This is a genomic window from Candidatus Protofrankia californiensis (assembly GCF_900634765.1).
Taxonomy (GTDB): domain Bacteria; phylum Actinomycetota; class Actinomycetes; order Frankiales; family Frankiaceae; genus Protofrankia; species Protofrankia californiensis.
On record NZ_CAAAFT010000117.1, the window covers coordinates 20,273 to 23,364 of the forward strand.

Genomic DNA, 3,092 nt, shown 5'->3' on the forward strand with positions numbered 1-3,092 from the left:
CCTAGACGAATCATCCGGGCTTAAATCAGTAAAGAAGGGTCCGGATCCATTCTTCGACGCGCCCGGCTTGATGTGGTATGGATTACTGCCACGTATAGCATTGTATCCAACCCTGTCAGTGTAATGATAGACAGTTACCTTATATGGTGCGAGGCCGAGAGGGTCGAGCCAGCCGAGGGGATTGGGGACGTAGGTGTGGGGGTCGGTGGAGTCGTAGCGGGTGGTTTCGGGGTCGTAGTAGCGGAAGTAGTTGTAGTGGGCGCCGGTTTCCCGGTCGTGGTACTGGCCGGGGAACCGCGGGGGGCAGTCGATGTCACCACCGTTGGTGGGTGCTGGGTTGGCGCCCCACAGGGTGGTCCGGGCGTGCCAGGCGAGCTCGCCGTCGGGGTCGACGAGGTCGGTGGGGGTGCCGACGAGGTCGGTGACGATGGCGTGGAACCGGACATCGAACCACGCCTGGTCGGCGCCGTCGCCGACGCTTCTGCCAGCATGATCACCGACAGCATGGCCGGTACCAGCGTGGGCTGAGTCAGCGTGGTCACCGGGGATCTGGTCGGCATGCCCGTCTGCGGTGTGGTCGGAGGTGGCGGCACCGTGTGTGGCGACATTGCCGGTGGCGATGTCGTTTCCGGCCTTCCCGTCTACAGCTGTGCCATCTGGAGCTGGAGCTGTGTTATCTGTGACCTTGATGGTTAGGTGACATTCGGACTGGATGAGGGGGCGGAAGCCGCCGGGTGCCCAATTCCAGGTGGTGACGCGGGCTGCTGGGTCGTCCCTGACCGTGCGGTGCTGTTCGGCGAGCACAACACCGTCCCAGACGAAGTCGACTCGCTCGGCCACACCACCGTCATTGCCGGCACCCGTGGCGCCACCGTCGTTGACAGTGTTATTGGCGGTGAGGTGCTGTTTGGCGATCCGCCGGCCGAACGGGTCGTACCGGTAACGCCAACGCTGGCCGTCCGGTGTGGTCACACCGGTCAGCCGGTCGTCGGCGTCCCAGGTGTACCGCCAGGTACGCGGCTTCGCCGACAGCCGCTTGTGCTGGCGCAGCGTCACCCGACCCTGACCGTCGTGTTCGTAACGGACACCGCCAGCGCGGCGGAGCAGCGTGCCGGCGTACTCCCGTCCGCCCTGCGCGGCGGTGTCCAGCCCGTCGCGGCCGTCGTGCCCGTCGTGTGGCGGGGGCAGCGGCCAGGACGCGTCGGTGATGTTCCCCGCCGTGTCGTAGGCGTAGCGCTCCTGCCAGTCGGTGCCGTGGACTGCATCTCGCGGCCGGCTTCGTCGCAGGTGAAACGCACGGTCTCACCGGCGCCGTTGGTGCGTTCGACGAGCTGGCCGGCCGCGTCATAACCGTAGGCCAGCACGCGTCCGTTGAAGTCGGTCTCTCGCACGAGGTTCCCGGCAGCGTTGTAGTCGTACCGTCAGACCAGCCGCAGCTCGGTGTCGTAGGCGAAGGCCAGCTGCGCCCCGTCCGGACCGGTCCGCGCGGCGGGAAGGTCGAAGTGCGTGGCCTCGGTGCGGGTCACCAGCCCGGCCGCGTCGACGTGCTCGACGAGGTTGCCCTCCCCGTCGTAGGTCCAGCGCTCGACGGCGCCGCCCGGCAGAGCGCGGGAAGCAATCTTGCCCTCGATCGTCCAGGTGAACCGGGTTACCCACCGATCGGGTCGGTCACGGCGACCACGCGACCGCAGGCGTCCCGCTTGTAGGAGGTGACCACGCCGAGCGGATCGGTCTCGGCAAGCTTACGCGCGTAACAGTCCCACTCGTAGGTGGTGACATGGTCGAGCGGATCGACCTGCCGCTGGAGCTGCATTGTGTCGTTGAAATGGTACTCGGTGGTGTGACCCAGCGAGTTGGTCTCCACCGTGACATAGCGGGCCGTGTCGTAGATGATCGCCCCGTCGAGGCAACCGGCGGAGCCCGCGGTGCACACCATCCGACCGGCGTCGTCGTAGGTGTAGACGTACTCGGTGCCGTTGCGATCCGCCCAGCAGATCATGTGCCTGTCGGAGTTGTAGTCGAACCGCGATGGCCGGCCCTAGGAGTTGACGACCTCAGCGAGCCGTCCGCGAGGTCCGCCGCGCTCAGGACGCCGCATGAAGGACGAAGAAAATTGATCAGCTGGAAGCCACATCTCCCGGGAACGAAGCGGATGTGCCACCGGTGTTTTCCTGAGTCAACGACCAGCCGCCGGAGCGCAGGAAGAACTCGAGCCCTTCGAGATCAACATCGGATAGACCATCCATACCGCGCCGGGCCGCTTGGAGGGACTCTGGGGTGCCGAGCCGAACAAGAGCCCCAATAACGAAGTACGCGAGCGACGCAGCATGAAAAATACGCAGGCTACGCATTTCGGGTGAACGCGCGAGAGATTCTAGGACACCAACGAGTTCCGGTTCTTTTTCCAATCTTCTCCCAAGAGCAATGATTGCGTTACCACGATCGATTACACCATGACCATCCGTGATAATAGCAAGGAGCTCGTCGGTCGACTTTCCGTCGAACTGAGGATTTTCGTCAAACATGTTTAAGCGCCTCCGTGGGGATCACCCAGATAGTGGCTCCGTTCTTCCTCCAGTGAATGTCGAAGGATATCAGCGGACTCGTAATCACCGATGGACTCTGCGTATTCAATCTCCACCGTGTATGCGCGTTCCTCCATCTCGTACGCGGCACGCGGATCGGACATGTGACCCTGGTATCCAAGCCAACCCGCGGCCTGGTCATCGCGCAAGTGCTGCATTTCGTGCCGAAGGGCTCCGATTGAACTGTCAGAATCAAGCATCAGCTGACCCGGACGGCCAGCGACAGTTTCTGGAGCATAGCACATAGCACCTTTACGGATTCGAACCTCCACTCCTGCATTGCGAGCCTCTTCGAGTGAGGTCTCCCATTCAACGGGATGGGTCTCACGTGCTGTCCCCCAACGCCTAAGCGGATCACGGTCCGCATGGCGAAAGGCCAGCAAAGTTGACGACGGACTGGCAAGACTATTCCGGACTTCGCGTGCCTGGCGGAGGGCTGTGCCGCGGAGGGTGCGCAGTCCGGCGCCGACGAGCTTCACGCCCTCGCCGCGTGCCAGCCCACGGCCC

The 3,092-nt window shown here is 63.8% G+C and carries 3 protein-coding genes and 1 pseudogene; all 4 read right to left on the reverse strand.

Annotated elements, in window-relative coordinates; translation table 11 throughout:
- Positions 1-147 precede the first annotated feature (147 nt).
- A pseudogene (locus DD1DGNOD_RS31080) lies at positions 148-465 on the reverse strand (RHS repeat-associated core domain-containing protein); the annotation flags it as partial.
- A gap of 1,183 nt (positions 466-1,648) precedes the next feature.
- Positions 1,649-1,999, reverse strand: a complete 351-nt coding sequence (locus tag DD1DGNOD_RS28910; RefSeq protein WP_131765752.1) for an RHS repeat protein — start codon at positions 1,997-1,999, stop codon at positions 1,649-1,651.
- Positions 2,000-2,117: 118 nt separating this feature from the next.
- Positions 2,118-2,525, reverse strand: a complete 408-nt coding sequence (locus tag DD1DGNOD_RS07000) for a hypothetical protein (RefSeq protein WP_131765753.1) — start codon at positions 2,523-2,525, stop codon at positions 2,118-2,120.
- A 2-nt stretch (positions 2,526-2,527) separates the two neighbouring features.
- The coding region (locus DD1DGNOD_RS27835; protein ID WP_206442998.1) for a hypothetical protein at positions 2,528-3,092 on the reverse strand (565 nt) is incomplete at its 5' end.

Excerpts from the sequence above, each read along its gene's own strand:
- DD1DGNOD_RS28910 (WP_131765752.1), bottom strand. The coding sequence starts at position 1,999 with ATGATCTGCTGGGCGGATCGCAACGGCACCGAGTACGTCTACACCTAC.
- DD1DGNOD_RS07000 (WP_131765753.1), bottom strand. The coding sequence starts at position 2,525 with ATGTTTGACGAAAATCCTCAGTTCGACGGAAAGTCGACCGACGAGCTC.